Annotated in this window: 19 protein-coding genes; 13 read left to right on the forward strand and 6 right to left on the reverse strand. The window is 68.5% G+C overall.

The window, feature by feature from the left end:
• The first annotated feature begins 82 nt into the window (after positions 1–82).
• The gene (locus tag GRB96_RS07430; RefSeq protein ID WP_161431549.1) at positions 83–2,281 is read left to right on the forward strand and encodes a TRAP transporter permease; all 2,199 of its coding nucleotides are present in this window, start codon (positions 83–85) and stop codon (positions 2,279–2,281) included.
• 110 nt (positions 2,282–2,391) lie between these two features.
• Here GRB96_RS07430 and metF read toward each other — a convergent pair whose 3' ends face one another.
• On the reverse strand, positions 2,392–3,234 hold the full coding sequence (metF, locus tag GRB96_RS07435) for a methylenetetrahydrofolate reductase [NAD(P)H] (protein ID WP_161431550.1): 843 nt from the start codon (positions 3,232–3,234) through the stop codon (positions 2,392–2,394).
• 162 nt (positions 3,235–3,396) lie between these two features.
• Between metF and GRB96_RS07440 the strand changes: the two genes are divergently transcribed.
• Positions 3,397–4,332, forward strand: coding sequence for an AEC family transporter (locus tag GRB96_RS07440; RefSeq protein WP_161431551.1), 936 nt, complete (start codon positions 3,397–3,399; stop codon positions 4,330–4,332).
• Positions 4,333–4,501: 169 nt separating this feature from the next.
• On the opposite strand, the gene ahcY is transcribed toward GRB96_RS07440, so the two are convergent.
• The 3 genes from ahcY to metK all read right to left on the reverse strand — a co-directional run bounded on the left by ahcY (position 4,502) and on the right by metK (position 9,010).
• Entirely contained in the window at positions 4,502–5,911 is a 1,410-nt protein-coding gene (gene ahcY, locus GRB96_RS07445; RefSeq protein WP_161431552.1) for an adenosylhomocysteinase, read from the reverse strand.
• 78 nt (positions 5,912–5,989) lie between these two features.
• Complete coding sequence (gene ligB / locus GRB96_RS07450; RefSeq protein WP_161431553.1) at positions 5,990–7,678, reverse strand: NAD-dependent DNA ligase LigB; 1,689 nt, start codon at positions 7,676–7,678, stop codon at positions 5,990–5,992.
• Between the two features lie 111 nt (positions 7,679–7,789).
• Positions 7,790–9,010: a methionine adenosyltransferase gene (gene metK, locus GRB96_RS07455; protein ID WP_161431554.1), complete on the reverse strand. Its 1,221-nt coding sequence runs from the start codon at positions 9,008–9,010 to the stop codon at positions 7,790–7,792.
• Between the two features lie 269 nt (positions 9,011–9,279).
• Here metK and tkt point away from each other — a divergent pair, with 269 nt between their 5' ends.
• The 8 genes from tkt to GRB96_RS07495 all read left to right on the forward strand — a co-directional run bounded on the left by tkt (position 9,280) and on the right by GRB96_RS07495 (position 17,380).
• A complete protein-coding gene (gene tkt, locus GRB96_RS07460) occupies positions 9,280–11,274 on the forward strand; it encodes a transketolase (protein WP_161431555.1) in 1,995 nt (664 codons plus the stop codon).
• A gap of 155 nt (positions 11,275–11,429) precedes the next feature.
• The gene (locus GRB96_RS07465) at positions 11,430–11,804 is read left to right on the forward strand and encodes a CidA/LrgA family protein (RefSeq protein ID WP_161431556.1); all 375 of its coding nucleotides are present in this window, start codon (positions 11,430–11,432) and stop codon (positions 11,802–11,804) included.
• On the forward strand, positions 11,797–12,513 hold the full coding sequence (locus GRB96_RS07470; RefSeq protein ID WP_161431557.1) for an LrgB family protein: 717 nt from the start codon (positions 11,797–11,799) through the stop codon (positions 12,511–12,513). Before GRB96_RS07465 ends, GRB96_RS07470 begins: the two co-directional genes overlap by 8 nt.
• A 52-nt stretch (positions 12,514–12,565) precedes the next feature.
• Positions 12,566–13,660 carry a type I glyceraldehyde-3-phosphate dehydrogenase gene (locus GRB96_RS07475; protein WP_161431558.1) on the forward strand — a complete coding sequence of 365 codons (1,095 nt, stop codon included), beginning with the start codon at positions 12,566–12,568 and terminating at the stop codon, positions 13,658–13,660.
• A gap of 38 nt (positions 13,661–13,698) precedes the next feature.
• Positions 13,699–14,868, forward strand: a complete 1,170-nt coding sequence (locus tag GRB96_RS07480) for a phosphoglycerate kinase (protein WP_161431559.1) — start codon at positions 13,699–13,701, stop codon at positions 14,866–14,868.
• A gap of 82 nt (positions 14,869–14,950) precedes the next feature.
• Positions 14,951–16,015 carry a class II fructose-bisphosphate aldolase gene (gene fba / locus GRB96_RS07485; RefSeq protein WP_161431560.1) on the forward strand — a complete coding sequence of 355 codons (1,065 nt, stop codon included), beginning with the start codon at positions 14,951–14,953 and terminating at the stop codon, positions 16,013–16,015.
• 208 nt (positions 16,016–16,223) lie between these two features.
• A complete protein-coding gene (locus GRB96_RS07490) occupies positions 16,224–16,910 on the forward strand; it encodes an HAD-IA family hydrolase (RefSeq protein WP_161431561.1) in 687 nt (228 codons plus the stop codon).
• Between the two features lie 95 nt (positions 16,911–17,005).
• A complete protein-coding gene (locus tag GRB96_RS07495; protein WP_161431562.1) occupies positions 17,006–17,380 on the forward strand; it encodes a translation initiation factor Sui1 in 375 nt (124 codons plus the stop codon).
• Here GRB96_RS07495 and GRB96_RS07500 read toward each other — a convergent pair.
• A complete protein-coding gene (locus tag GRB96_RS07500; protein WP_161431563.1) occupies positions 17,361–18,248 on the reverse strand; it encodes an NAD-dependent protein deacetylase in 888 nt (295 codons plus the stop codon). The genes GRB96_RS07495 and GRB96_RS07500 overlap by 20 nt on opposite strands.
• A 108-nt stretch (positions 18,249–18,356) precedes the next feature.
• Here GRB96_RS07500 and GRB96_RS07505 point away from each other — a divergent pair, with 108 nt between their 5' ends.
• Positions 18,357–19,253 (forward strand): nuclease-related domain-containing protein, encoded by an 897-nt coding sequence (locus GRB96_RS07505; RefSeq protein WP_161431564.1) that lies wholly within the window; start codon positions 18,357–18,359, stop codon positions 19,251–19,253.
• A 28-nt stretch (positions 19,254–19,281) separates the two neighbouring features.
• Here the strand turns inward: GRB96_RS07505 and GRB96_RS07510 are convergent, their stop codons facing one another.
• Positions 19,282–20,631 carry a deoxyguanosinetriphosphate triphosphohydrolase gene (locus GRB96_RS07510; RefSeq protein ID WP_161431565.1) on the reverse strand — a complete coding sequence of 450 codons (1,350 nt, stop codon included), beginning with the start codon at positions 20,629–20,631 and terminating at the stop codon, positions 19,282–19,284.
• A gap of 144 nt (positions 20,632–20,775) precedes the next feature.
• Between GRB96_RS07510 and GRB96_RS07515 the strand changes: the two genes are divergently transcribed.
• Together GRB96_RS07515 and GRB96_RS07520 are read left to right on the forward strand one after the other, a co-directional pair.
• Complete coding sequence (locus tag GRB96_RS07515) at positions 20,776–21,045, forward strand: type II toxin-antitoxin system Phd/YefM family antitoxin (protein WP_161431566.1); 270 nt, start codon at positions 20,776–20,778, stop codon at positions 21,043–21,045.
• 2 nt (positions 21,046–21,047) lie between these two features.
• On the forward strand, positions 21,048–21,368 hold the full coding sequence (locus tag GRB96_RS07520) for a type II toxin-antitoxin system RelE/ParE family toxin (protein ID WP_161431567.1): 321 nt from the start codon (positions 21,048–21,050) through the stop codon (positions 21,366–21,368).
• Positions 21,369–21,386 lie beyond the last annotated feature (18 nt).

The raw sequence follows: 21,386 nt of genomic DNA on the forward strand, positions 1-21,386 counted from the left end.
TCCACCCTGAACGCCGCCCCGGCTCCCTCACCGATCCGGGGCGGCATGCTTGTCGTTTCGTCCCACACCCAAGGGTGTTTTCATGTCGCACTCCCCCGATTCCCGAGACGACGTCGCCGCTGACGACGTCGTCCAGCCCATCAACGCCGAGGGCGTCGATGAGGTCGCCGCCGAATCCAACCGGCGGCTCTATGCCGGCTGGCAGTGGCTGCTGTTCGGCGCCCTGGCCATCGCCTACTCGCTGTTCCACCTGGTCTCGCTGAACGTCTACCCGCTGGAGACCTGGTCGTTTCGCATCCTGCACATCGCCGGCGCCCTGATCCTCGGTTTCGGCTTCTATGCCGGCACCCGTTTCGCCGACCAGGAGCACGAGCGCTCCGCCGCCTGGATGCGCTGGCTGAGCTACGCCCTGCTGATCCCGGCGCTCTACACCCTGGTGCGAGTGGTGATGATGTATCAGGCGATCGACGCAGGCGCCCTGCGTATCGCCCCGGAGATCGAGGCCTGGCACTTCGGCTATCCGCTGATGCTGACCACCGCCGCCGCCATCCTGCTCTCCTGGGGCTACCGCCAGGTGCGCGAGACACTCTCCCCCGCCGATCTGGTGCTGATGGTCTGTTCCCTGTCGGTGGCCGGCTACCTGCTGGTGATGTTCAACAGCCCGCTGCGCGCCTCCACCGGTACCCCTTTCGCCCCCGTCGGCATCTCCTATGCGGCCATCGCCGGCTCGCTGCTGATCCTCGAGCTGACCCGTCGGGTCGCCGGCCTGGCGCTGGTGACCATCTCGGCGATCTTCCTGATCTACGTCTTCGCCGGCCCGTACCTGCCGGGCTTCCTGGGCTACCCGGGGCTGTCCCTCAACCGCTTCTTCAGCCAGGTCTATACCGACGCCGGCATCCTCGGGCCGACCACCGCGGTCTCGTCCACCTACATCATCCTGTTCATCATCTTCGCCGCCTTCCTGCAGGCCTCCAAGGTCGGTGACTACTTCGTCAACTTCGCCTTCGCCGCCGCCGGCCGGGCCCGCGGTGGCCCCGCCAAGGTCTCCATCTTCGCCTCCGGCCTGATGGGCATGATCAACGGCACCTCGGCCGGCAACGTGGTCTCAACCGGCTCGCTGACCATCCCGCTGATGAAGAAGGTCGGCTACCCGGCACGCAGCGCCGGGGCCATCGAGGCCGCCGCCTCCACCGGCGGGCAGATCATGCCGCCGATCATGGGCGCCGGCGCCTTCATCATGGCCGAGGTCACCGGCATCCCCTACACCGAGATCGCCGTGGCGGCGCTGATCCCCGCCATCCTCTATTTCCTGTCGATCTACTGCATGGTGGACTTCGAGGCCGCCCGCAAGGGCATGCGCGGCATGCGCAAGGAGGAGATCCCGCAATTCCGTCGCCTGGCCAAGCAGGTCTACCTGTTCACGCCGATCATCATCCTGATCGCCGCCCTGTTCATGGGCTACTCGGTGATCCGGGCAGGCACCCTGGCCACCGCCTCGGCGGCCATGGTGAGCTGGCTCACTCCTCACCGCATGGGGCTTCGCGCCATCCTCACGGCGCTGCAGCTGGCCGGCACCATGTCGATCCAGATCATCGCCGTGTGCGCCTGTGCCGGCCTGATCGTCGGCGTCATTGCCCTGACCGGGGTCGGCGCCCGCTTCTCCTCGCTGCTGCTCGGCCTGGCCGGGGTCAGCCAGCTGCTGGCGTTGTTCTTCGCCATGTGCATCTCGATCCTGCTCGGCATGGGCATGCCGACGACCGCCGCCTACGCGGTAGCCGCCTCGGTGGTCGCCCCGGGCCTGATCGGCATCGGCATCCAGCCGCTGGTGGCGCACTTCTTCGTGTTCTACTTCGCGGTGGTCTCGGCGATCACCCCACCGGTGGCCCTGGCATCCTACGCCGCGGCGGGTATCTCCGGTGACAATGCCATGGGCACCTCGGTGGCCTCGTTCAAGATCGGCCTGGCCGCCTTCATCGTGCCCTTCATGTTCTTCTACAACCCGGCCATGCTGATGGAAGGCTCCTGGATGCAGATCCTGCGGGTCGGCGTCACCGCCACCCTGGGTATCGTGCTGCTGGCCGCCGTGGTCCAGGCCTGGTTCTTCGGCCCGGTGAAGGCCTGGCAGCGAATCGTGATGCTGATCGGTGCGCTATTCATGATCTACGGCGGCATCTACACCGATATCGCCGGCCTGGCCATCGGCACCGCGCTGTTCCTGATGCAGCGCAAGCTGCACGGCAAGGGCGGCGGGGGCGCCTCGCCGGCTTCCGCCTCGAGCTGAGGACCCGGCCCCGCCCAAGGCGGGGTACTGCTCCAATACAGGGAGTCCAACGCAGCGAGCCCCGCCATCTGGCGGGGCTCGCTGCGTCATGTGAGGTGCCGCGATCGATGTCAGCCGACGATATTGTCGACGATGCGCAGGCTCGGCGCCGCCTGGTTGAGCGTGTAGAAGTGCAGGCCCGGCGCGCCGCCATCGAGCAGGCGCTGGCAGAGGCGTGTGATCACCTCCTCGCCGAAGGCGGCAATGGACTCGCTGTCGTCGCCGTAGGCCTCGAGTTGCTTGCGCATCCAGCGAGGAATCTCGGCCCCGCAGGCGTCGGAGAAGCGTGCCAGCTTGGCATAGTTGGTGATCGGCATGATGCCCGGCACGATGGGCGCCTCGACGCCCAGGGCACGCGCCCGGTCCACGAAGTGGAAGTAGGCGTCGGCGTTGAAGAAGTACTGGGTGATGGCGAGGTTGGCACCGGCCTTCACCTTGCGGGCGAAGTTCTCGACGTCACGCTCGAAACTGGGCGCCTGGGGATGCGACTCCGGATAGGCGGCCACGGCAATCTCGAAGTGATCGCCGGTCTCCTCGCGGATGAACTCCACCAGCTCGTTGGCATAGCGGAACTCGCCGATGCCGCCCATGCCCGAGGGCAGGTCGCCACGCAGCGCCACCAGGTTGTCGATGCCCTCCTCGCGGTAACGGGCCAGCAGGTCGCGCAGTTGCGCCTTCTCGCTGCCGATGCAGGAGAGGTGCGGCGCGGTGGTGATGCCCGCCTCACGGACCTGGCGCACGGTGTTCAGGGTGCGGTCCTGGGTGGAGCCACCGGCGCCGTAGGTCACCGAGAAGAAGCGCGGCGAGCGCTCGGCCAGAGCGTCGCGCACCCCGATCAGCTTCTCGCGGCCGGCCTCGGTGTTGGGCGGGAAGAATTCGAAGCTGATGCCCAGCGGGTGTTGCTGCGTGCTCATCGGGTCTCCTCATGAGGCGTTTGCATGATGGGGCCATTGTGACGAGTCTCCGTCCTCGCCACCAATGAAAGATCCGCGGTGCCATATCGATTTCATTCAAGTTGGCGACCGGCGCCACCCCGGGCATCATGTGCCCTCGAGTCATGCAACAGGGGACATTACATGCACGCCATCGACCCCGGCGCCCTGATGGGCCCACTGTGGACCCTCCTGAGCTATGTCGCCCTGGGCTGGCTGGCCGCACGGCGTCTCGCGGTGGACCCGCGCCCCATCGCCACCCTGCTGATCTACCTGGTGGCGCCACTGACCTTCTTCCGCGGCCTGGTGCAGGGCGGCCCCACCCCCACCTACCTGTTGCTGACCCTGGCGGCCTTCGCGGTGGCCAGCCTGCTCGCCCTGCTGGTGCATCGCCTGACCCGCGGCACCTTCGCGCCCCAGGAGAGCGCCCTGCTGGCCTTCTCCGCCGGCACCGGCAATACCGGCTACTTCGGCCTGCCGGTGGCCCTGGTGCTGCTGCCGCCGGAGGGGGTCACGCTTTACCTGTTCTGTGTGCTGGGCATCACCCTCTACGAGTTCACGGTGGGCTTCTACCTGAGCGCTCGGGGGCAGTTCTCAGTGGCCGAGAGCCTGGCCAAGATCGTGCGCCTGCCGTTGATCTACGCTTTCCTGGCGGCGCTCATGGTGAGCGGCCTGGGCCTCGTGGTGCCGGCGACGGCCATGGAGGGGCTGGCGGTATTCCCGGCGACCTATACCCTGCTCGGCATGATGATCATCGGCATGACCCTGGGGCGGGTATCGCTGCGGGAGGTCGACGGGCGCTTCATCGGCGCCTGCGTGGCGATCCGCTGCGTGCTCTGGCCGCTGCTGGCACTGGGCGCGGTGGTGGGACTGCAGGCCATCGCCCCGCTCTCCCGGGAGCTGGCCATGGCGATGCTGCTGCTGGGGGTCGTTCCCATGGCCGCCAACGTGGTGGTAGTGGCCATGGAGCTGGGCATCGCCCCGGCCAAGGGGGCGCAGGCGGTACTGATCACCACCCTGGCCGCGCCGCTGCTGATCCCCCTCTACCTGACGCTGATGATACGCCTGGCTTCACTTTAAAAGGCGCCACCCAGCAGCGAAGTTGGCTCAAAGCTATTCCGGCGGCAGGCCTGCGAGGAGGCGCTGTGAACCCATCCCTGGGCGCTACCGACGCCATCCCTGGCGTAGGACCTCCTCTTCGGCCTGCCCCCGGCGCTTCTCGCCAGTGGATCCACTGGCCCAGGATAAGTCAGTAACGGTAGTCGTCGGGCTTGTAGGGACCATCCACCGGCACGCCGGTGTAGTCGACCTGGGCCTCGGTCATGCGGGTGATCACCCCGCCGAAGCCCTCCACCATATAGCGGGCCACCTCCTCGTCGAGGTGGCGAGGCAGCACGCTCACCGTGAGCGCTGCGGTTTTCTCTCCGGCCGGCAGCTCGGCGAAGCGCCCCTGGTAGAGGTGCATCTGCGCCAGCACCTGGTTGGCGAAGGAGCCGTCCATCACCCGGGAGGGGTGGCCGGTGGCGTTGCCCAGGTTCACCAGGCGCCCCTCGGAGAGCAGGATCAGGTAGTCGCGGCTGGCAGGGTCGAACTCGCCGGGCTTGCTGTCGCGATAGACCTTGTGCACCTGGGGCTTGACCTCCTCCCAGTGCCAGTGGCGGCGCATATAGCCGGTATCGATCTCGCTGTCGAAGTGGCCGATGTTGCACACCACCGCCCCGGGCTTGAGGGTCTGCAGCATGGCGGCGTCGCAGGCGCCGATATTGCCGGTGCAGGTCACCACCAAGTCGATGCGCGCGAGCAGGCCGCGGTCGATGCTTTCCAGGCCGAGGTTCTCGCCGTCGACGTAGGGCGAGACCACCTCATAGCCGTCCATGCAGGCCTGCATGGCGCACAGCGGGTCGATCTCCGCGACCTTGACGATCATGCCCTCCTGGCGCAGCGAGGCCGCCGAGCCCTTGCCCACGTCGCCGTACCCCACCACCAGCGCCTGTTTGCCGGCCAGCAGGTGGTCGGTGGCGCGCTTGATGGCGTCGTTGAGGGAGTGGCGGCAACCGTACTTGTTGTCGTTCTTCGACTTGGTCACGGCATCGTTGACGTTGATGGCCGGCACCCTGAGCGAGCCGCCGCGCAGCATCTCCTGCAGCCGGTGCACCCCGGTGGTGGTCTCTTCAGAGATGCCGTGGATGGCGTCGAGCAGCTCCGGGCGCTTCTCGTGAAGCAGTAGCGTCAGGTCACCGCCATCGTCGAGCACCAGGTTGGGCGCCCAGCCATCCGGCCCTGCAACGGTCTGCTCGATGCACCACCAGAACTCCTCCTCGGTCTCGCCCTTCCAGGCAAATACCGGGATACCCGCGGCGGCGATGGCGGCGGCGGCATGGTCCTGGGTGGAGAAGATGTTGCAGGAGGACCAGCGCACGCTGGCGCCCAGGTCGATCAGCGTCTCGATCAGCACCGCGGTCTGGATGGTCATGTGGATGCAGCCGGCGATGCGGGCTCCCGCCAGCGGCCGGGACTCGCGGTACTGCTCGCGAATCGTCATCAGCGCCGGCATCTCGGTCTCGGCGATGCGGATCTCGCGACGCCCCCAGTCGGCCAGGGAAAGGTCGGCGACCTTGAAGTCCTGCGTCGCGGGCGTGGTCACGGCGGGCTGGTTCATGGGCTCACCTCATGGATTGCGAAGGGGACGGCGAAGGGCATGCCCCTCACTATAGGCAGCAAGCCGAGGGGGCGACAATCAACGCCCGAAGCCGGCCACTCCCAGGCCTGCCAGCCGCTCGGCCTGGCGCCGCACCTCGGGGTGGGCGAAGAACTCGGTCAGTCCCTCGGCGCGCTCCGGTCCCACCCCGGGCAGGGCTGTCCAGTCGTCGACTCCCTGCCCGGCCAGGGTTCTCCAGTCGGCCGGCAGACCGGCCTCCACCCCGGGCGGCGCGCCCAGCGCCTGCAGCCAGCGAGCGAAGGGTGACTCCCTGGTCGCCGCGAAGGTGGCCACCAGCCTGCCCGCGCGCACCTCGCCGATACCGTGGGCGCGGCGGAGAGCGCGCTGATCCAGGGTCAGCCAGTCGAGCAGCCCCTCGATCAGGCCGGCCTCCACCAACGCCTCCCAGGTGCCCGGGCCGACGCCGGCGAGGTCCAGCGCCTCGGGGCCCGATAGCCAGGCCAGGCGCTCCAGGAACTGAGCCTCGCACCCCGGCGAGGCGCGCAGGCAACTCAGGGCGTGATAGGCCTCGGGGTCCGGCAGGCGCAGCGGTCGACGCTCGGCGCCGCGCCAGGCCACCGCCTCGAGGCGGGGAATGGTCAATCCGGCCAGGGCGATGATGACGTGGTCGCCGGCATGGATATCCATCTCGCGCCAGCGGGAGAGCGACCCCACACCGACCCGACGGATGGTGCGCCCCTCCAGTGTCACCGGGTGCAGATGGAGCAGCGGGGTGATGCGACCGGTGCGGCCGATGCGGAACTCCACCCCGCGCACCTCGGCCAGCGCCTCCCGGGGCGGATGCTTCCAGGCCACCGCCCAGTCGGGTGGCTCCGCCCGCCAGGCAGCGGCGGGCGGGCGCGAGGCCTGGCGCAGCACCACCCCGTCGGTGGCGAAGGGCAGCGGGCCCTGGAACCAGGCCCGGCGCCAACGCCTGACCGCGGCGAGGTCGACCACCGGATGGGTATAGGCCAGCGTATCCACGAAGCCCAGCGCCGCGAGCCCCGCCAGTCGCTTGTCCATGTCGTCCGGGCCGTCGGGCCAGTCCCAGACGAACAGCCCGATCTTTGCCGCCTCGGCGTCATCCAGGCGATCGCGGGCCATCAGGCCGCTTACCTCGGCACGCGCCCCACCATCGCCGGCCTCGGCCTGCACATGGCCCTCGAGGCGTCGGTAGAGCTCGCCCTGCAGCACGGCATCCCGCGGTTCGGGCAGACGGGCCGGCACCGCTGGCAGACGCCTCACCCGCCGAATCCAGTCCTGCCCCCGCTCGCCGTCGCCGCGGCTGATGGCCGCCACCAGTTCTCCGCGACGATAGGCCAGGGTCACCGCCACCCCGTCCACCTTGGGCTGGATCCAGGCGTCGCGGCGGCGCACTAGCCAGCGTGCCACCGCCTCGGCGTCCGGTAGCTTGGCCAGTCCCGTCTGGGGGATCGGGTGGCGCGCCTCGCCGGGCGGGTAGCCCGGCGCCACCGCCGCAGGCACCCGCTCGGGGAAGCAACGCCGCCAGGCCTCGAGGCGTGTTCGGGCCTGATCGTAGACGTCGTCGCTTACCGCAGACTGGCCGCGCCGGTAGTAGGCGTCGTCCCATTCGGCCAGGCGCGCCACCAGGGCCTCGACCGCCGCGGGTGAAGGCGGAGTCGGACAGGGGGCGGCGGCGACCGGCGTGGCCAGGAGGATCAGCAGCCCGCCCCATCGCAGGGGACGCAGCAGACGATACAGGCGCATGGGCGGCACCGAGGACGAGGGTTACCCTCACCCTAGCAACGGGCCCCGCGCGGCGCTGCCGGCGGGGACCGTCATTCCCTGTAAGCCTGGGCTTACATGACCTGGCTTGTCCTAGAGACCGGCGGCCTGACGCAGCGCGTGGGCACGATCGGTCTTCTCCCAGGGGAAGGCGGTGAAGGTCTCGGTATGCTCCTGGCCCTGGGTGTCGGTCCAGGTGTAGGAGGTCTCGAAGGGCTCGCGACCGAAGTGCCCGTAGGCCGCGGTCAGACGGTACATGGGGTGCAGCAGGTCGAGCATGCGGGTGATGGCATTGGGCCGCAGGTCGAAGTGCTCGCGCACCAGCTCGATGATCCGCTCATCATCCACCTTGCCGGTGGCGAAGGTGTTGACCGAGACGGACGTCGGCTCGGCCACGCCGATGGCATAGGAGACCTGAATCTCGCACTTGTCGGCGAGTCCCGCGGCGACGATGTTCTTGGCTACGTAACGGCCCGCGTAGGCGGCGCTGCGATCGACCTTGGAGGGGTCCTTGCCGGAGAAGGCGCCGCCGCCATGACGGGCCGTGCCGCCGTAGGTATCGACGATGATCTTGCGGCCAGTCAGGCCGCAGTCGCCCACCGGGCCACCGATCACGAACTTGCCGGTCGGGTTGATATGGTACTTGGTCTCGGCAGAGAGCCACTCGGCGGGGATCACCTGCTCGATGATCTCGCGCTTGACCATCTTGCGCAGCTCCTGCTGGTCGATGCCCGGGTCATGCTGGGTGGAGAGCACGATGGCATCCACCGCGCAGGGCCTGCCCGCGGTGTCGTAGCGGAAGGTAAGCTGGCTCTTGGCATCCGGGCGCAGCCAGGGCAGCAGGCCGTGCTTGCGCAGCTCCGCCTGACGCTCCACCAGGCGGTGGGCGTAGTGAATCGGCGCCGGCATGTAGGAGTCGGTCTCGTTGGTGGCGTAACCGAACATCAGCCCCTGGTCGCCGGCCCCCTGGTCTTCGGGCTTCACGCGATCGACGCCCTGGGCGATATCCACGCTCTGCTTGCCGATCAGGTTGAGCACGCCGCAGGTCTGGCCATCGAAGCCGACGTCCGAGGAGGTGTAGCCGATGCCGGTGATCACCTCGCGCACGATGGCCTCGAGATCGACCCAGGCGGAGGTGGTGATCTCGCCGGCGACGATCGCCACGCCCGTCTTGACCAGGGTCTCGCAGGCCACCCGGGCCTGCTTGTCGCGGGCGATGATGGCGTCGAGCACGGCATCGGAGATCTGGTCGGCGATCTTGTCCGGATGCCCCTCGGAGACGGATTCGGAGGTAAACAGGGAGTATTCGCTCATGGCGTCCTCGACCGTGATGTCACGGATGTCACAACATGTCACAAAAACAGGCCGCGGCGGCCCTCATATCGGGGCCAAGAGTCTACACGCTGGGCCTGCACCCGGCACCCACGATTTGAAGCACGCCGTCAAGTCGGCGACAATACGCCACCGACTTCGACCGTGTCGCGCCCGTCCCGCGCGGCACCCGATCCAGCCAGACAGCCCGTCCCCGCCGCCTCCCGGCGTGGGTCGCACGCATAATCATGCCGCAGGCGAGGAGCTAGCCCATGCCGTCCCGATTCGAACTGGCCAATGCCATTCGCGCCCTTTCCATGGATGCCGTCCAGAAGGCCAACTCCGGCCACCCCGGCGCGCCCATGGGCATGGCCGATATCGCCGAGGTGCTGTGGAACGATTATCTCAAGCACAACCCGGCCGACCCCAAGTGGGCCGATCGTGACCGCTTCGTGCTCTCCAATGGCCACGGCTCGATGCTGCTCTACTCGCTGCTGCACCTGACCGGCTACGAGCTCGGCCTGGAGGAGCTGCAGAACTTCCGCCAGCTCCACGCCAAGACCGCCGGCCATCCCGAGTACGGCTATGCGCCGGGTATCGAGACCACCACCGGCCCGCTGGGCCAGGGCCTGGCCAACGCCGTGGGCATGGCACTCGCCGAGAAGACCCTGGCGGCCCAGTTCAACCGCCCCGGTCACGCCATCGTCGACCACCACACCTATGTGTTCGTGGGCGACGGCTGCCTGATGGAGGGCATCTCCCACGAGGCCTGCTCCCTGGCCGGGACCCAGCAACTCGGCAAGTTGATCGCCTTCTATGACGACAACGGCATCTCCATCGACGGCGAAGTCGAGGGCTGGTTCACCGACGATACCGCCAAGCGCTTCGAGGCCTACGGCTGGCACGTGGTGCCCAATGTCGACGGCCACAAGCCCGAGGAGATCCGCGCCGCCATCGAGATGGCTCGCAGCCAGGATGACCGGCCCAGCCTGATCATCTGCAAGACGGTGATCGGCTTCGGTGCCCCCAACAAGCAGGGCAAGGAGGAGTGCCACGGCGCCGCGCTGGGCGATGACGAAGTCGCCGCCGCGCGCAAGCAGCTCGACTGGCCCCACGCGCCCTTCCATGTGCCCGAGGCGATCTATCAGGGCTGGGACGCCAGCGAAGCCGGCCAGACCCGCCAGCAGGCGTGGCAGGCCCGATTCGAGCGTTACGCCGAGGCCCACCCGGAACTGGCCCGCGAGTTCGCCCGCCGCATGGAGTGCAAGCTGCCCGCCGAATTCACCAGCGAGGCCATGGTGCAGCGCGCCCAGGAGCAGGGCGAGTCCATCGCTTCCCGCAAGGCCTCGCTCAACTGCCTCAACGAGCTGGGCCCGCAACTTCCCGAACTGCTCGGCGGCAGCGCCGACCTGGCACCCTCCAACCTGACCTTCTGGGAAGGGGCGAAGGCGATCACCCCGCAGACGCCGGACGGCAACTACCTGCACTACGGGGTGCGCGAGTTCGGCATGGGCGCGATCATGAACGGCATCGCCCTGCATCGCGGCTTCATCCCCTACGGCGCCACCTTCCTGATCTTCATGGAGTACATGCGCAACGCGGTGCGCATGGCGGCGCTGATGGGCAAGCGGGCCATCTATGTGTTCACCCACGACTCCATCGGCCTGGGCGAGGATGGCCCCACCCACCAGCCGATCGAGCAGCTCACCAACCTGCGCACCACCCCCAACCTGGCCACCTGGCGCCCCTGTGACGCCACCGAGACCGCCGCCGCCTGGGACGCCGCGCTGAAGCGCAACTCCGGCCCCACGGCGCTAGTGTTCTCCCGCCAGGGCCTGCCCCACCAGGCGCGCACCAAGCAGCAGCTGGCCAATATCCAGCGCGGCGGCTACGTGCTGAGGGACAGCGAAGGCACCCCGGAGCTGATCCTGATCGCCACCGGCTCCGAGGTAGGCCTGGCCATGGATGCCGCCGCCGAGCTCGAAGCCCAGGGCCGCGCCGTACGCGTTGTCTCCATGCCCTCCACTTACCGCTTCGACGGCCAGGACGCCGAGTACCGCGAGAGCGTGCTGCCGAAGGCCGTGACCAGGCGCATCGCCATCGAGGCCGCCCACGCCGACTTCTGGTTCAAGTACGTCGGCCTCGACGGCCGCGTCATCGGCCTGAAGAGCTACGGTGAATCCGCCCCGGCGGGCGATCTCTTCAAGCACTTCGGCTTCACCGTGGAGAACGTGGTCAAGCAGGCCACCGAACTGCTCGAGGGCTGATGCCGCGGGAGCCGATGACGAAGAGGGGCACGCCCGGCTGGTCGTGCCCTTTTTCGTTGCCCGGCCACCGCCTCAGGCCGAGGCCGCGGCGGCCGGCACACGAGTAGCGTGCTAACATACACCCCTTCTGCTGTCGCGACTCACGAGGCTACCCGATGCCCGCATTGCGCGGTTTCCTCTGGCTGATCGGCTTCCTGCTGCTCGGCGAGGTACTGATCACCCTCACCGGCCTGCCGGTCTCCGCCGGGGTTGTCGGCATGCTCTCGCTCACGGCCTGGCTTGTTCTCCACAGTGGCGGCTTCGATGATATCGCCGCCGCGGCACGACCGCTGATCGCCGCCCTGGCGCTGCTGATCATGCCCGGGGTGGTAGGGATCTTCTTCATGCTCGACGAACTGGCCGGGCAGCTGGTGGCCATCCTCACTGCCCTGCTGCTGGGTACCCTGCTGAGTGTCTTCACCACCCTTTGGCTGCTGCGCCGACTGGTCGGCGATGACGATGCAGGCACCCGGGAGGCGATCAATGAGTGATCTGATCACGCACCTGATGGCCAATCCCCTTGCCGCCGTGGCGCTGACCCTGGCCGCCTACTTCGCTGGCGAGCGTCTGTTCCGTGCCGTCCGGGCCCCCGCCTGGTGCCCACCGATCCTGGTCGCTGCCCTGCTGCTGGCTGCCGCGCTGTGGCTGCTCGGCATCGACTACGCCGACTACCACGCGGGGGCGGGCTGGCTGATGCTGCTGCTGGGTCCGGCCACGGTGGCGCTGGGCCTGCCGCTATACCAACAGATGGGGCATATCCGCGCGCTATGGCGGCCGCTGCTGCTGTGCCTGCCGATCGCCGCCGGCATGGCCGCCCTCTACGCGGTGGGTATCGCCTGGCTGCTGGGCGCGCCACCCGAGATCCTCGCCTCACTGGCTCCCAAGTCGGTCACCGCGCCCATCGCCATCGGCATCACCGAGCGGCTCGGGGGCTCGGTGGCGCTGATGATGGGCGGCCTGCTGGTCACCGGCGTGGCAGCCATCGGCTGCGTCGGCCTGGTGGCACGCTGGCTCGACATCCGCGACGAGCGCCTGCTGGGCCTGGCACTGGGCATCAACGGCCACGCCCTGGGCACGGTGCGCGCCTTCGAGATCGGCCCCACCGCCGGCGCCTTCGCCTCGCTGGGGATGAGCCTCACCGGGATTATCACCGCCCTGCTGCTGCCGCTGGCCTGGCGCCTGCCGGGACTCATCGGCTGAAATACGCTAGAATCGCCGGTCCTCGATGCCCGCAGAAGAGACTCCCAGCGCCATGGCCCATCGCATCGCCATCAACGGTTACGGCCGCATCGGCCAGTGCGTGCTGCGCGCCCTGATCGAGCAAAACAGAGCCGAGAAACACAGAGCCGAGCAACAAGAGGGCGCCGCGCAACGCCGGACAGGGCCTCTCGACCACGAGCCTGAGCTCGAGATCGTGGCGATCAACGAGCTCTCCGACCTGGCCACCATTGCCTACCTGACCCGCTACGACACCACCCACGGCCGCTTTCCCGGCGAGGTAAGTGCCCGCGACGGCCAGCTGGTGGTCGATGGCCGGGCGATTCGCGTGCTCAGCGAACCCGACCCCGACCGCCTGCCCTGGGCGGAGCTCGGCATCGATCTGGTACTGGAGTGTTCCGGCAGCTTCAAGGAACGTGCCACCGCCGAGCGCCACCTGGCCGCCGGCGCCGGCCGCCTGCTGTTCTCCCAGCCGGCGGAAGCTGATGTCGACGCCACCATCGTCAGCGGCATCAACGACCACGAACTGGCACCGACTCAACGCATCGTCTCGGCGGCCTCCTGTACCACCAACTGCCTGGTGCCGGTACTCACCGTGCTCGACGAGGCGCTGGGCATCGAGCACGGCGTCACCACCACCATCCACTCGGCAATGAACGACCAGCCGGTGATCGACGCCTACCACCAGACCGACCTGCGTCTGACCCGCTCGGCGATGCACTCCATCGTGCCGGTGGATACCGGCCTGGCGCGCGGCATCAATCGCCTGATGCCCCACCTGGCCGGACGCTTCGAGTGTCTGCACGTGCGCGTGCCGACCATCAACGTCTCGGTCATGGACCTGGCCATCACGGTGCGCCGCGATACCAGTGCCGCCGAGGTCAACGCCCTGCTCGCCGAGGCTAGCCGCGGACGCCTGGCCGGGCTGCTGGGCTACACCGAGGAGCCCATGGCCTCGGTCGACTTCAACCACGATCCGCGCTCCGGTATCGTGGACGCCACCCAGACCCGGGTGGCCGGCGGCCGCCTGATCAAGCTGCTGTGCTGGTTCGACAACGAGTGGGGCTTCGCCAACCGCATGCTCGACGTCGCCCGGCGCCTGGCCGCCATGCCCCTCGACACCCCCTGATCCCCTTCCGGTTTCCCCAAGATGAGGAACACGCCCCGATGAACGTGCGCAAGATGACCGACCTCGACCTCAGCGGAAAGCGCGTGCTGATCCGCGAGGACCTCAACGTGCCCGTCAAGCACGGCAAGGTGACCAGCGACGCCCGCCTGCGCGCCGCCCTGCCCTCCATCCAGGCCGCCCTGGACGGCGGCGCCCGGGTGCTGCTGATGAGCCACCTGGGGCGTCCCACCGAGGGCGAGCCCACCGAGGAGTTCTCCCTGGCCCCGGTCGCCACGCACCTCGGCGAGCTGCTGGGCCGTCCGGTGCGCCTGGTCAAGGAGTATCTGGAAGACGAGGTCGCCAGCGAGGATGGCGAGGTGGTGCTGCTCGAGAACGTGCGCTTCAACCGCGGCGAGAAGAAGGACGACGAGGCCCTCGCGAAGCAGTATGCCGCGCTCTGCGACGTCTACGTGATGGATGCCTTCGGCACCGCCCACCGCGCCCAGGCCTCCACCCACGGCGTGGCGCGCTTCGCCCCCGTGGCTTGCGCTGGCCCGCTGCTGGCCGCCGAACTCGACGCCCTGGAGAAGGCACTGGCGACCCCGGCGCGTCCCATGGCGGCCATCGTCGGCGGCTCCAAGGTCTCCACCAAGCTGGAGGTGCTCAACGCCCTCTCCGAGAAGTGCGACCAGCTGATCGTCGGCGGCGGCATCGCGAACACCTTCATCGCTGCGGCGGGCCACAACGTCGGCAAGTCGCTGCACGAGGCCGACCTGGTCGACCAGGCGAAGGCGCTGATGGCGAAGGTCGAGATCCCGCTGCCCTCGGACGTGGTGGTGGCCACCGAGTTCTCCGACGCCGCCGAGGCCATCGTCAAGCCGGTGGACCAGGTAAGCGACGACGAGATGATCCTCGATATCGGCCCCGAGAGCGCGGCGCGCCTGGCGGCCATGCTCAAGGACGCCGGCACCATCCTGTGGAACGGCCCGGTGGGCGTGTTCGAGATCGACCAGTTCGGCCACGGCACCGAGGTGATCGCCCGCGCCATCGCCGAGAGCCCGGCCTTCTCCATCGCCGGCGGCGGCGACACCCTGGCGGCCATCGACAAGTACGGCATCGCCGAGAAGGTCTCCTACATCTCCACCGGCGGCGGAGCCTTCCTCGAGTACGTCGAGGGCAAGACCCTGCCGGCGGTGGCCGCCCTGGAAGCCGCCGCGGCCCAGGCCTGATAGACTAGACGCACCCCGATCACGACTCTCCACGCGGCGGCGCCACACGGTGCCGCCGCCACCACGAACGACAGGTGAGAACATGGCACTGATCAGCATGCGCCAGCTGCTGGACCACGCCGCCGAACATGGCTACGGCGTGCCGGCCTTCAACGTCAACAACCTCGAGCAGATGCGCGCCATCATGGAGGCAGCGGATCGCACCGACTCCCCGGTGATCGTCCAGGCCTCCGCCGGTGCCCGCAAGTACGCCGGCGCCCCCTTCCTGCGCCACCTGATCCTGGCCGCGGTGGAGGAGTTCCCGCACATCCCGGTGGTCATGCACCAGGACCACGGCACCAGCCCCGGGGTGTGCCAGCGCTCCATCCAGCTGGGCTTCTCCTCGGTGATGATGGACGGCTCGCTGGGCGAGGATGGCAAGACCCCGACCAGCTACGAGTACAACGTCGACGTCACCCGCCGCACCGTGGAGATGGCCCACGCCTGTGGCGTCTCCGTGGAGGGCGAGCTGGGCTGCCTGGGTAGCCTGGAAACCGGCATGGCCGGTGAGGAAGACGGCATCGGTGCCGAGGGCAAGCTGGACATGGAGCAGCTGCTCACCGATCCCGAGGAGGCCGCCGATTTCGTCAAGGCCACCGGCGTGGACGCCCTGGCCATCGCCATCGGCACCAGCCACGGCGCCTACAAGTTCACCCGGCCGCCCACCGGCGACACCCTCTCCATCCAGCGCATCAAGGAGATCCACGCCCGCATCCCCGACACCCACCTGGTGATGCACGGCTCTTCCTCGGTGCCCCAGGAGTGGCTCGAGGTGATCAACGCCCACGGCGGCGAGATCCCCGAGACCTACGGCGTACCCGTCGAGGAGATCATCGAGGGCATCCGCCACGGCGTGCGCAAGGTCAATATCGACACCGACCTGCGCCTGGCCTCCACCGGCGCGGTACGTCGCTTCCTGGCCGAGAACCCCAGCGAGTTCGACCCGCGCAAGTTCCTCAAGGAGACCGTCTCCGCCATGCGCGACCTGTGCATCGACCGCTACGAGGCCTTCGGCACCGCCGGCAACGCCTCGAAGATCAAGCCGATCAACCTGGAAGCGATGTTCGAGCGCTACGCGAGCGGTGAGCTGGACCCCAAGGTCCGCTGATCCTTGTCTCGAGATGAACGGGCGGCCTGCGGGCCGCCCGTTCGCATGCGAGAGCCACCACGGCCAACACGCACACCCACCGACATGCGCGTCCGAAACACCCCCTCCGCCATGGCGACTTCGAAAACAGTGTTCACAAAGTCCGCAATCTCGGCTTACACTGATAGACAGCAATGACGCAACCTGGCCAAACCCGTGAGGATTGGTGATGCCACGCCCCCTCTGCCTGCTCTTCGATTGTGACGGTACCCTGGTCGACAGCGAGCCGCTGCTCGCCGACGAGATGGCGACCGCACTCAACGCCGTGGGCCTGCCCTTCCAGGCCACCGACTATGTCGGCGAATTTCGCGGGGCGCGCTTCCGACGCATCGTTGCCGAGCTGGAGGGCCGCCATGGTCGCGTCGATCCCGCGGCACTGGAGCCGCTGGAACGCAACATGCGCGCCAACCTCAACCGGCGCCTGGCCACCGAACTCACCCCCATCGAGGGCGCCACCGAGGCGCTGGCGGCCCTGTCCGCCTTCCCCATGGGCGTGGTCTCCAACGGTCCCGAGAACAAGATCCGTACCTCGCTGGTCGCCACCGGCCTGGATACCCTGTTCGGCGATCACCTGTTCAGCGCCTACACCGCCAACTGCTGGAAGCCCGACCCCTGCCTCTACGCCCATGCGGCACAGCAGATGGGCTACCCACCGCAGCACTGCCTGGCCATCGAGGATTCGGTGGTCGGCGTCAAGGCGGCCCTCGGTGCCGGTATGCTGGTGGTCCACCTCAACCGCTACCCGGACGTCGAGCAGACCCCCGAGGGCGCGATCATGATCACCAGCATGTTCCAGCTGCCCACCGTGGTCAGCCGCCTCGCCCGAGACCTCTCGCCCCGCGCCATCGCCCGCTGAACCAGGCCGCTGAGTCGACGCGCCCCCATGCAAGCGGCGTCCACAGCCGCTATCATCCCGGCACCTTTTCTTCATCCTTTCCGGGAGTCCTCCCCATGCCATCACTCCAGGACCAGCTGCGAGGCCTAGTCTACTCCACCGAGCACGGCGCGACCTGCCCCGACTGTCGCCAGCCCGTCGCCGAGTGTCGCTGCGCCGAACAGGCCGAGCAGGCGCGCCTCGCCGCGCTCGACGGCATCGTGCGCATCCGCCGGGAGACCAGCGGCCGCAAGGGCAAGGGCGTCACCACCATCGACGGCGTGCCGCTGCCCGAGACCGAGCTCAAGAGCCTGGCCAAGGTGCTGAAGAAGCGCTGCGGCACCGGCGGCGCCGTCAAGGAGGGGGTGATCGAGATCCAGGGCGACCACCGCGAGGTACTCAAGGCGGAACTCGAGTCCCGCGGCTATACGGTCAAGCTGGCCGGCGGCTGAGGCGGGCCTCCAGCTGCTCGACCAGCGCACCCAGCGAGGTCTCCAGCGGCGCCGCCACCTTCAGGGAATAGAGTTCGTCGGCGCGGGTGCGCCCCAGGTTGAGGCAGGCGATGGGCTTGTCGTCGCGGGCGGCGGCCCGCGCGAAGCGGAAACCCGAATAGACCATCAAGGAGGAGCCCACCACCAGCAGGGCATCGCACTCCTCGACCAGGGCAAAGGCGCGCTCGACCACGCTACCCGGCACGCTGTCACCGAAGAACACCACGTCGGGCTTCCAGATGCCGTCGCCGCAGCGCGAGCAGTCGGGCACCCGGAACGCGGAGAAGTCCGCCTCCAGGTCGGCGTCGCCATCCGGCGCCGCGGCGGCACCGGTGGTCGCCCAGCGCGGATTGAGCGCCTCGAGTTCGGCGTGCAGCGCATGGCGCATGCGACTGGCGCCACACCCCATGCAGCGCACACGATCGGCGCGGCCGTGCAGGTCGATGACTCGCCGCGAGCCGGCCCGCTGGTGCAGGCCATCCACGTTCTGGGTGATCACCCCGCGCACATGGCCGAGCGCCTCGAGCCGCGCCAGGGCCCGGTGCGCCGCATTGGGTCGCGCCTCGCCCAGGGCGCGAAAGCCCACCAGGGCGCGGGCCCAGTAGCGCTGCCGGGCGGCGTGACTGCCCATGAACTGGCGATGCTGCATGGGCGGCGAGCGCTTCCACTCGCCGGCATCGTCGCGGTAATCGGGAATGCCGCTGGCGGTGCTGATCCCGGCACCGCCGAGAACCGCCAGTCGCGGATGGCGCAAGACGAACTCGACGAGCGCCTCCAGGTCCGCCTCACTTTCATCGAGTACCGCTGGTGCTGCTGGTGCTGCCGTCATACTGCTGCCTCGCTGCCTGCGCCGAACAGAGCATGGCCCCGGAGGGGGCGGGTTGTCTAGAATGGGGCTCTCGACCCCGGCATCCCACCCGATGGGCAAGGAATCCCGATGGCCTGGCTGGAATACCTGCTCCCCCTGATCTTCCTGTTCCCCCTCGCCGCCATGGGGGTGATCGTGGTGGCGCTGCGCAACCTGCATGATGCTCGGGTGCGCTCCCCCTTCGACGCCCAGCCGCTGCGCGAACCCGGGCAGCACCTGCGCGACCGCCTCGACGACGCCTTCGCCGGACTCTATCTGAATGGCGCCCTGGGTCCCCTGGTCACCCTGGTACCGCTGGTCTACGGCATGGGCCGCATGCTGTTCTCCGTGGAGCAGCACTGGGTGGAGTGGGCGTTCTACGGTGCGCTGAGCACCCTGCTGGTACTCGCCTACAGCTTCCGACTGATGCGCGACTTCCAGCGCATCAGTCGGCTCAAGCTGGGCCTGGCCTGCGAGCTGGCGGTGGGTCAGGAACTCGAACGCCTGGTGCGACCCGAGGCCCACCCCTTCTACGTCTTCCACGATGTGCCGGCGGCCGGTACGCGCATCGACCACGTGGTGGTCACGCCCTGCGGGGTCTTCGTGGTGGAGACCCGCGCCCGCACTCGCCCCTTCGCGCCTTCCGGAGAAGAGCTCGACCGGCTGGTGGTGGAGAAGGCGCGGCTGCGCTTCCCGGGCTGGAGCGAGCGCAAGCCGCTGGCCAGGACCCGCGAGCTGGCGCGCTGGATGGCCGAGTGGCTGAGCTCGCGCACCGGCCGCACGGTGCCGGTGATGGGCGTGCTGACCCTACCCGGCTGGAAGGTGGAGGCTGACCAGGGGCCGGATGACCTGCTGGTGGACAGCGGCGACGACCTGGCCAGCCGCCTGGCCGAGCTGTGCCCCGGCGAGTTCGATGCCGCCACCCACGACGCCGTCATCGCCACCCTGCTCGAGCATGCCGGTGCCAGCCGGGCCCCGGGCGACTAGCCCGACCGGAATTGCCAGCTGAGCCAACTCAATCGCCACGCAGGCGGCCGCCCATCTCCTGGGCCAGGTCCACGGCGTAGTGGTCGGTCATGCCGCCGATGAAGTCGAGCATACGCCGGTAGCTATCGTAGAGGCTCCAGGAGGGACGCGGGGTATTCTCGCCGATCAGCGCCAGCACCCGCTGGTGCTTGAAGGTGGAGTGACCGGTGTGATGCAGCTCATGGGCCGCGCCGATGAAGGCCTCGAGCAGGATGCCCAGGGTGGTATAGGCGCCGATCTCCAGCTTGGCCTTGCGCTCGTTCTGGAAGATGCGCTCCCGTGCCAGCTGCTTGGCCGCCTTCACCCCCCAGTCCAGGTCGGGATGACACAGCTCCAGCAGGTCCGACTTCAACCGCCCGGCCAGCAGCTCCGCCTCGTGCTGCACGAACACCGCCCCCACGTCGTTCACCGCACGCTCCATGGCCGCACCGCGCAGGGCGGCAATGCGCCGCCGCTGGGAGACCCCCTGGCGCTGCATGGCGGTGTAGTCGCCGGGGGCGCCGCCGGCGATCTGGATCAGGATCTCGGCGACCTCGTCATAGCGCAGGATGCCCATCTCCAGGCCATCTTCCAGGTCGAGCAGCGCATAGCAGATGTCGTCGGCGGCCTCCACCAGCCAGGCCAGCGGATGACGGCACCAGCGCCCCTCTCCCCTGGGCAGCAGCCCCAGCCGCTCGACCACCTCGATCAGCAACTCGCGCTCGCTCTGGTAGCAGCCGAACTTGCCCGCCGCGCCGCCGTGCTCCACGGTCCAGGGATACTTGAGCAGGGTGCCCAGGGTCGCCGTGGTCAGGCGCATGCCGCCGCGGAACTGGTTGTACTCGATCTGGGTGACCACCCGGAAGCCCTGGGCGTTGCCCTCGTAGGTGAGCAGGTCCTCCCGCTCCAGGGGCGAGAGCCCCTCGAGCAGGCCCTTGCCATCACTTTCGGCGCGCTTGAACCAGTCGCGGATGGCGTACTCGCCGGCATGCCCGAAGGGCGGATTGCCGATATCGTGGCCGAGGCAAGCGGCCTGGACGATCACCCCCAGGTCGGCCGGGGTGATCCAGCCGGGCAGACGGCCACTCAGCCGCTCACCGACGATCATGCCCAGCGAACGCCCCACGCACCCCACCTCCAGAGAGTGGGTGAGCCGGGTGTGGATATGGTCATTGTCGGTCAGCGGATGCACCTGGGTCTTGCGTCCCAGGCGCCGGAAGGAACCGGCGAAGACGATGCGGTCGTGATCCTTGTGGAAGGGGCTGCGGCCGATCTCATCACGGCCGTTACCGGGGCGCTCGCCGCGCCGGTCATGCAGGCGGCTCGGATCCAGCAGCCGCTCCCAGCTCATCTGCGTCATGGGCATCTCTCCTTGAGGCCCCATTCTGGCAGCCCCCGGCGCCCCCGCCCAGCCCCGGCAAACGGAGTAGACCCACGCTGCCGCTTGCCGGACAACGGAATAAGGACTAAATTCAGTCCATATGCCCATGCGGAACCGAACGCCATGAAGTACTCAGAGAACATCAAGCCCATCAGCTATCTGAAGGCCCATGCCGCCGAAGTTTCCCGCTCGCTCAACGAGCTGCGCGAGCCCATGGTGATCACCCAGAACGGCGAGGCCAGGATGGTCGTGCAGGACATCCGTAGCTATGAGCAGACCCAGGAAACCCTGGCACTGCTCAAGATCCTGGCGCTGGGCAGCCAGCAGGTTGAACAGGGCAAGACCCTGGATGCCGCCGAGGCCTTCCAGCGGCTGCGCCGCCAGGATCGCTGACCGTGGCGCTGCGGGTCGAGCTCACGGCCTCGGCCTTCGAGGACCTTCGCGAGCTCCACGACTTCATTGCCGAAGACTCTCCCCCTGCAGCCGAGCAGCTGCTCACCGCCATCGAGGCGCGCATCATGTCGCTGGGGGAGTTCCCCGAGCGTGGCAGCCACCCCCGGGAGCTGCTGGAGCTGGGCATCCGGGAGTATCGCCAGGTCATCGAACCGCCGGTGCGCATCCTCTACCGCCAGCATGACGAACGCCTCATCGTCTATCTGATCGCCCATAGCCGCCGTGACATGCAGCGGCTGCTGGCTCGGCGACTGCTCGGTTAGCTTCCTCTCATGACTGCT

Origin of the sequence: Halomonas alimentaria (assembly GCF_009902005.1) — a bacterium.
GTDB lineage: Bacteria > Pseudomonadota > Gammaproteobacteria > Pseudomonadales > Halomonadaceae > Halomonas > Halomonas alimentaria.

What these genes read in the sequence shown, in the direction of transcription:
- ligB (WP_161431553.1), bottom strand. Translation starts at nt 7,678, where the DNA reads ATGCGCCTGTATCGTCTGCTGCGTCCCCTGCGATGGGGCGGGCTGCTG.
- GRB96_RS07495 (WP_161431562.1), top strand. Translation starts at nt 17,006, where the DNA reads ATGCCATCACTCCAGGACCAGCTGCGAGGCCTAGTCTACTCCACCGAG.
- GRB96_RS07490 (WP_161431561.1), top strand. Translation starts at nt 16,224, where the DNA reads ATGCCACGCCCCCTCTGCCTGCTCTTCGATTGTGACGGTACCCTGGTC.
- fba (WP_161431560.1), top strand. Translation starts at nt 14,951, where the DNA reads ATGGCACTGATCAGCATGCGCCAGCTGCTGGACCACGCCGCCGAACAT.
- GRB96_RS07505 (WP_161431564.1), top strand. Translation starts at nt 18,357, where the DNA reads ATGGCCTGGCTGGAATACCTGCTCCCCCTGATCTTCCTGTTCCCCCTC.
- GRB96_RS07465 (WP_161431556.1), top strand. Translation starts at nt 11,430, where the DNA reads ATGCCCGCATTGCGCGGTTTCCTCTGGCTGATCGGCTTCCTGCTGCTC.
- GRB96_RS07510 (WP_161431565.1), bottom strand. Translation starts at nt 20,631, where the DNA reads ATGACGCAGATGAGCTGGGAGCGGCTGCTGGATCCGAGCCGCCTGCAT.
- GRB96_RS07430 (WP_161431549.1), top strand. Translation starts at nt 83, where the DNA reads ATGTCGCACTCCCCCGATTCCCGAGACGACGTCGCCGCTGACGACGTC.
- metK (WP_161431554.1), bottom strand. Translation starts at nt 9,010, where the DNA reads ATGAGCGAATACTCCCTGTTTACCTCCGAATCCGTCTCCGAGGGGCAT.
- ahcY (WP_161431552.1), bottom strand. Translation starts at nt 5,911, where the DNA reads ATGAACCAGCCCGCCGTGACCACGCCCGCGACGCAGGACTTCAAGGTC.
- tkt (WP_161431555.1), top strand. Translation starts at nt 9,280, where the DNA reads ATGCCGTCCCGATTCGAACTGGCCAATGCCATTCGCGCCCTTTCCATG.
- GRB96_RS07475 (WP_161431558.1), top strand. Translation starts at nt 12,566, where the DNA reads ATGGCCCATCGCATCGCCATCAACGGTTACGGCCGCATCGGCCAGTGC.
- GRB96_RS07470 (WP_161431557.1), top strand. Translation starts at nt 11,797, where the DNA reads ATGAGTGATCTGATCACGCACCTGATGGCCAATCCCCTTGCCGCCGTG.
- GRB96_RS07515 (WP_161431566.1), top strand. Translation starts at nt 20,776, where the DNA reads ATGAAGTACTCAGAGAACATCAAGCCCATCAGCTATCTGAAGGCCCAT.
- metF (WP_161431550.1), bottom strand. Translation starts at nt 3,234, where the DNA reads ATGAGCACGCAGCAACACCCGCTGGGCATCAGCTTCGAATTCTTCCCG.
- GRB96_RS07440 (WP_161431551.1), top strand. Translation starts at nt 3,397, where the DNA reads ATGCACGCCATCGACCCCGGCGCCCTGATGGGCCCACTGTGGACCCTC.
- GRB96_RS07480 (WP_161431559.1), top strand. Translation starts at nt 13,699, where the DNA reads ATGAACGTGCGCAAGATGACCGACCTCGACCTCAGCGGAAAGCGCGTG.
- GRB96_RS07500 (WP_161431563.1), bottom strand. Translation starts at nt 18,248, where the DNA reads ATGACGGCAGCACCAGCAGCACCAGCGGTACTCGATGAAAGTGAGGCG.